At 26.9% G+C, this 6,908-nt stretch carries 8 protein-coding genes; all 8 read left to right on the top strand.

Annotation, left to right across the window (positions count from 1 at the left end):
- Positions 1–541 precede the first annotated feature (541 nt).
- The 8 genes from EJJ37_RS19315 to EJJ37_RS19285 all read left to right on the top strand — a co-directional run bounded on the left by EJJ37_RS19315 (position 542) and on the right by EJJ37_RS19285 (position 6,730).
- Positions 542–760: a hypothetical protein gene (locus EJJ37_RS19315; protein WP_042398933.1), complete on the top strand. Its 219-nt coding sequence runs from the start codon at positions 542–544 to the stop codon at positions 758–760.
- Positions 761–1,177: 417 nt separating this feature from the next.
- Positions 1,178–1,930 (top strand): ParA family protein, encoded by a 753-nt coding sequence (locus EJJ37_RS19310; RefSeq protein ID WP_042398930.1) that lies wholly within the window; start codon positions 1,178–1,180, stop codon positions 1,928–1,930.
- Positions 1,931–1,997: 67 nt separating this feature from the next.
- Positions 1,998–3,302: a ParB/RepB/Spo0J family partition protein gene (locus tag EJJ37_RS19305; RefSeq protein WP_133017070.1), complete on the top strand. Its 1,305-nt coding sequence runs from the start codon at positions 1,998–2,000 to the stop codon at positions 3,300–3,302.
- Between the two features lie 361 nt (positions 3,303–3,663).
- Positions 3,664–4,725: a replication initiation protein gene (locus tag EJJ37_RS19300; RefSeq protein WP_042398924.1), complete on the top strand. Its 1,062-nt coding sequence runs from the start codon at positions 3,664–3,666 to the stop codon at positions 4,723–4,725.
- A gap of 24 nt (positions 4,726–4,749) precedes the next feature.
- Entirely contained in the window at positions 4,750–4,890 is a 141-nt protein-coding gene (locus EJJ37_RS20555) for a hypothetical protein (protein ID WP_156327505.1), read from the top strand.
- A gap of 447 nt (positions 4,891–5,337) precedes the next feature.
- A complete protein-coding gene (locus tag EJJ37_RS19295) occupies positions 5,338–5,772 on the top strand; it encodes a JAB domain-containing protein (protein ID WP_242858519.1) in 435 nt (144 codons plus the stop codon).
- A 217-nt stretch (positions 5,773–5,989) separates the two neighbouring features.
- On the top strand, positions 5,990–6,193 hold the full coding sequence (locus tag EJJ37_RS19290; RefSeq protein WP_042398917.1) for a hypothetical protein: 204 nt from the start codon (positions 5,990–5,992) through the stop codon (positions 6,191–6,193).
- Between the two features lie 243 nt (positions 6,194–6,436).
- Positions 6,437–6,730, top strand: coding sequence for a hypothetical protein (locus EJJ37_RS19285; RefSeq protein ID WP_042398914.1), 294 nt, complete (start codon positions 6,437–6,439; stop codon positions 6,728–6,730).
- Positions 6,731–6,908 lie beyond the last annotated feature (178 nt).

Here is a 6,908-nt window from a genome sequence, read left to right as displayed (position 1 = left end):
ATATAAAAGAACAGAAAAACACATTATTAGTATTTCTAGATAATAAAAAAATATTACTGGAAATCAAAATTTCCAGTAATATTTGATTTATAAGAAACTATATTACACAAAATTATCTACAGTCTCAAACAAATTGGCACTAATCCCATCACCCACTTATAACGTTTCAATAAGTTAAGATATTCTATTGCCTTAGCTTGTTCCATCTACCGAGCGACCAAGCTAAAGCAAAGAATAACTAAACTTATTTTTACTATAAGCGGGTACCCGATGGAGTGCATCCAAATAGGTAAGAAGTCCTTAGGGACTTCTTTTTTTATCTTGTTTTTTTGAAGCACTAGCCTATCATATTTCCGTTCAAGTTGTAAAGCCATTCCATAAAATTTTTTGTCGGCCAACTGGATCTGCAGTTAGCAGCCAAAAATTTTTATTCCATTTTCCTTTACAACTCACTCCAATATGTAGTCTTAGGCTCAACAAAAAAACAACAACACGACGGTAGGAGTGCTAATTTAAAGTTTATATTTTAGGAGTTGATAGTATGTGCCAATACAAAATTTTCTTATCTGCTACTGATAAAGAGATAGCTGATAAATCAAAAATGAGAGTTGACCTTTTTGGGGATATGAAAATTAAAGATATTGAAGAATTAAAAGATTTTAAGATTTTATATGTTTCCCAAGGGCATGAAGATTTAGTATCTATCAAAGGTAAAGAAGTACCTCGTAAAGTTAGATATATACAAGTTTTCAAAAGATAGTTTCATTTATTGAAAGGGGGTGATTTGGTGAAAAAAAAGAAAAAAAAGAAGAACAAAATCGGAACTGACAAATTAATAATTCTTTTAACTGCATTGCTCAATTTAGTTATTGCAATTATTAATCTAATCTCACTACTTAGCAAGTAGGCTAGTCAAGGGAGGGTTTACCCCCCTCCTGTTCCAAAATCATTCTTCTTTAATGATAACAAATTATTAAGGAGGTATCAATAAAAATGACAGAAAAAAAATTAAATATTGCTTCAATAATAATAGTTATATTAAACCTACTAGTTACCCTAGCAACATCATTTGTTCTAATTTTTAGATAAGCCAAAAGGTGTCCCCAAAGGACACCTACCAATAACAAATATAATGAGATTTTAAATAAATATTAATTAGAAAATGGAGGAATTAATTATGAAAAAAGTATCAATTTTTAATATAAAAGGTGGAGTTGCAAAAACAACTTCTACAGCTAATTTAGGGGCTTGTTTAAGCCAAGAAGGTAAAAAGGTATTATTGGTAGACCTAGACCCTCAAAGTAACCTTACAAAGCTATTTAAAGCCTATAGTATGGACGATTTAACTGTATCAGATGTTTTATTAGATAAACATTTAGATATACATAAGGTAATAAAGAAAACAGATTTTGAGAATATAGATATTTTACCCGCTAATATAAATTTAACTTTTGCTGATAGAAATATTCTTATTGATAATACAAGAAGTCAACAAAATAGATTATCAAAGGCTCTTAAAAATCTAAATAATGAATATGATTATTGTTTAATAGATTGTCCTCCTAGTTTAAATATGATTACTACTAATGCTTTATGTGCTAGTGATGAAGTTTTTGTCCCAATAAAAATAGACAAATTCGCTCTTGATGGACTTGAATATTTACTTGAAAGTATTGAAGATATGAAAGATGAATTTAACCCTAATCTTAATTTTAAAGGTTGTTTTATAACAATGGATAGTGCAACAACAGTAAATAAGCTTATAAAGAAGGAACTTAAAAATTTATTAGGTAATAAGATGTTTAATACTACAATAAAGCAAAATGTAAAAGTAATAGAAAGTACATTTGATGAATGTCCTGTAGTATTTGGTAATAAGAAAGCTAGGGCAAGTATAAATTATAGAGATTTATGTAAAGAAGTATTTTAAAAATGTAGGTGTCCCTCGGGGACACCCCCAATAAAAAATAGTTAAATAAAGAAAGGTTGTTATAGATATGAGTAAGAAATTTTCAATAAGCCAAGGAATGTTAAATAGTGTATCACAAAATGTTAAGAAAGCTAATGAAATTGAAGATAAAAATAACTTCAATGTTCAATATATAGATATAAAAGATATTGAAAGAAATAAGAAAAATTTCTATGAAATAGTGAATGTAGATGAACTGGCAGAAGATATTAAGATGAATGGATTAAATCATAATTTAGTTGTTAGAAAATTAGATAATGGAAAATATGAGTTAATAAGTGGTGAAAGAAGATATACTGCTCTTACACAATTAGTTGAACAAGGAAACGAAATATTTGCTTTAGTTCCTTGTAAGGTTATTGAAGCGAATGATATTGATAGTGAAATAATTCTTATTCAAGCTAATGCTCAAACTAGAGAGTTAACAGAAATAGAAAAGCTTGAACAAGTAAAAAGGCTTACTGAACTATATAAAACTAAAAAGAAAAATGGTGAGAAAGTTCCAGGAAAGATAAGAGAAATAATTGCTAATGATTTAAAATTATCTCCAACACAAGTAGGAAGATATGAAAGAATAAATAAAAATCTTATTCCAGAGTTAAAAGAAATACTTGAAAATGGTAATTTAACTATTGCTAATGCAAGTGAATTTTCAAGTTTAAGTGAAGATAATCAAAAAGTTATCTTAGAAATAATAAATAATAAAGTTGAAATTAGTAAGGAAGAAGCTACAGAGTTAAAAGTAAAGCTAAAGAAACTTGAACAAGAAAAAGCTGATGAACTTAAAAGGTTAGAAAATGAAAAGTTAGTTGAAATAAGAAAAATAGAAAATGAAAAATCAGTTGAGATAAGAAGAATAGAAAATGAGAAAGACGAAGCTCTTAGAAGTAAGAAACTTATAAGTGATGAAGTTTTAAGATTAAAAAGTGAATTAGATAAAAGTGAAAATAAATCGGAGGAAGAAATAAAGGAACTTGAAAATCAATTAAGAGAAGAACTTAAAAAAGATTTAGATAATAAATATTTATCAGAAATTGAAAATATAAAAAATGAAGCTAATTCTAATAAAGAAGAAAAGGAACGTTATAGAAAAGAATTAGAAGAAATGAAAGCAAAGTCTAAGGAGAATAAAGATAAATCTGATGAATTTAAAGAAAATTATAAATTAGTAGCAGATTTAAAAAGCGTATATCAAGGTTTAGTATCTATCCTTAAACAACATAGAAAAATGAAAGATAATAAAATTGTTATAACTGATGATATATTAGAACAACTTGACAAAACTATGATGGCTACTTCAATTCTTAGAACTTTGAAAGATGAAATAAAATAAATAAAAATTCTGATGAAAGGATAACCTTTCATCAGAATTTAAAGATTATAGTATTTATGTATAGTATTTATGTATAGTATTTAGAGTGTTCAAAGATGGCTATTTTAGTAAGTTGTGGAAGATAAAACACTTCAAATTGATACTTAAAGCACATCAAATTGATACTCCCTCAATATAATACCACATCAAATTGATACTGGGAAAATATAATACCACATCAAATTGATACTTAAACCACATCAAATTGATACCACATCAAATTGATACCTTAAAACACAAAACACAACATTAATATTGCAAATGTGATGTTGTATATATATAATTATATTAATAAGTAAAATAATAGAAAGAGGTGTAATAAATGTCTTATGAGATATTAGCAACGCCTAATAGTATTGCTAGGGGTAGATATTCAATAGGAGAAAAAGAGAATAACTTATTTTTAAAGTTGATGTATGCAATACAAAGAGATAATAAAGAATATATAATAGCTGAAAATAGGAAAACTGAACTTAGTGAAGATGATATATTAAAATGGAAAAGTCTATGTGAGATAGAAACTTTAATATGTAAATTAACTCCTGAAGATTTTAACGAAATTTTTAAACGAAAAAATGATAGAACTGAAAACTCCTTAAAAGAAACCTTTTCAGCATTAAGTAATTGTAGTATTACATTTGACACAGTTACACGAGATGGAGTTAGGGCTAAGATGATAGCTTCATTAATAAGCCACTTTTATATAGAAAAAGAAACTGGAAATTATCAAGTTGTTGTTCCAGCTAAACTATATAAATATCTTTTTGACTTAGGATTAGGTCATACTCAAAATGCTTTACAAGTTATATATAGATTAAAAGGTATTTATGCTCAAAGGTTTTACATAATATTGAGAAGTTGGACTGGAGCAAAAAGAGATATTGAATTTTCAGTTCAAGAATTAAGAGATATGTTGCAGTTAGGAGATAAAAATAAAACATTTAATTCTTTTGAAACCAATATACTAAAGAGAAGTATTGATGAAATAAATTCTACAGGAATCATGGAAATAAAGATAAAAGAAAAAATTAAAAAGGGAAGATCTGTAGATAGAATAGTATTTACAGTAAAAGATAATGAGCCTAGAAACTATTTAAGGTTATATAATAAATCAGAAATAGATGAAAGTGTAATATGGTTAGATTATATAAAAGTTGAAAATAAATCATTATTGGAAAGATTGGAATTGAAATATAGCGATATGAATTTTGATAGTCCTATAGTTAAAAATATATTCCACAAAGCTTATGATAAAACTTTAAATAAAGATAATAGATTTGTGATGATTCAAGATAAAAAAGGAAAAAGTAATTTTGCATTATTCAATCACATTGTATCAGGAGAGTTATTAACACAAGAATTAGCATTAACATCACAATTTTAAATGAAAATATGGAGGGAAATATTTATGATTAATAAAAATGAAGATATGAGAAATTCAACTAAAGAAGAAATTAAAGATGATATGGAGAAATTTGAATATAAAATTGAGAATGATGAAAAGCAGTTCATTATTAAAAGTGAAGATTCAAGCGAATATAAAGTATAATAAGAGCAACAACTTTATTTTATTTGATTTAAATATCCTGGCACTAATCCCATCACCCACTTATAACGTTTCAATAAGTTAAGATATTCTATTGCCTTAGCTTGTTCCATCTACCGAGCGACCAAGCTAAAGCAAAGAATAACTAAACTTATTTTTACTATAAGCGGGTACCCGATGGAGTGCATCCAAATAGGTAAGAAGTCCTTTGGGACTTCTTTTTTTATATTGTTTTTTTGAAGCACCAGCCTATCATATTTCCGTTCAAGTTGTAAAGCCATTCCATAAAATTTTTTGTCGGCCAACTGGATCTGCAGTTAGCAGCCAAAAATTTTTATTCCATTTTCCTTTACAACTCACTCCAATATGTAGTCTTAGGCTCAACAAAAAAACAACAACACATGGGATTTTAAACCAGGGTGTTAATTTAAAAAGAAAGGAATTGATTTTTTGAACAGAATTAATATTGTAACTATCAAGATGGAAAAAGTAAAAAGTATGCTTGTGGATAATAAGAATATTGGTTCACCTAAAGATGTTTATAAAATAGTATCTGAATACTTAGATGGAGTTGATAGAGAGCATTTAGTATTATTAACACTAGATACTAAAAATAAAATAACATCTATAAGCACTATATGTATAGGTTCATTAAATGCTAGTGTGGTTCACCCAAGAGAAGTTTTTAAACCTGCTATTCTAAGTAATGCTGCAAGTATAATACTGGCACATAATCACCCAAGTGGCGACACTACACCAAGTAAAGAAGATATTTCAATAACACGAAGAATTAAGGACGGAGGGGATTTATTAGGAATTAAATTATTAGACCATTTAATAATTGGTGATGATTATACAAGTTTAAAAGAAAAAGGAATTGTATAAATAAAAAAAGGCATAACAATGAAGTTACACCCTTACTCACAATAAGATTATAACTCATTGTTTGCCTAAAGTAAAGGAGAATAGAAATGAGTATATATGTACTTTTAACCTATAAAGAATATTGTGATAAAGTAAATGAAACAATGACTTTTGAAGGACTTCATAGATATAAGAAAAAATATTGGAGAGATTAAGTATAGTTAAGGAAGGTAATATTATGAGAAAAAAAATTTGTGAATTTAGAGCAAGAAATTCTATTAAAAATGAACTTGTATTTATAGAAGTTGAATATTATAAGAGCAGTTGGTGGTATATAAATTTTAAAAATGAAAGAAGTTATAAATATAATTCTATTAATGAAGCTATAGACGATATAAGTAATATGTTTGGTGATTGGATTGATTTTAAATTATTAGTCTAATAAATCAAAAAGGTAAGAAGTCCTTAGGGACTTCTTTTTTATTTTTATGTTTTTTTTGAAGCACCAGCCTATCATATTTCCGTTCAAGTTGTAAAGCCATTCCATAAAAATTTTTGTCGGCTATGATCCTTACCAGGAATAGCAGCCAAAATTTTTTATTCCATTTTCCTTTACAACTCACTCCAATATGTAGTCTTAGGCTCAACAAAAAAAACAAACAACAAGAAAGGAAAGGTGCTATTTATGAAATTGAGAGTAGTTATGACAAATGGAGTTAATTATTTAATTGAAAGTGGGGAATTTAAAGACAAAGATTTAATGTCAGCTTTATTAAAATTCCATTCTGATGATTGGGGAATTTTATGTAATGAGGATAAAGAATTTCAAAATGAATTATTAAAAAATCCTAATTCAAAATATGAAGATAGATTTATGGGGGTCTATATGATAAATGGACATAAAATTTGGATTATGAGTGAGTATGATTATTCAATAAAGAGTTTATTAATAACTATCTTACTTCCTGAAGAATACTAAATTTAAAAAGGTGTTCCTCGGGAACACCTTTTCTTAAATAATAAAAAAATAAAAGAAATATAGTGTAGGAAACTAAACCGTATTTATAGTAATTTAAATAATACTTTCATAGAGAAAAATAACGAAGAGTACAGAATAAATAGTTGTAATAAAAGTAGTTAAGATAGTAAACACTATG

This window comes from Clostridium cuniculi (assembly GCF_004353185.1).
GTDB classification, from domain to species: domain Bacteria; phylum Bacillota; class Clostridia; order Clostridiales; family Clostridiaceae; genus Clostridium; species Clostridium cuniculi.
The sequence above is the reverse complement of the archived record's forward strand: the minus strand, read 5'-3'. Positions and strand labels throughout refer to the sequence as shown.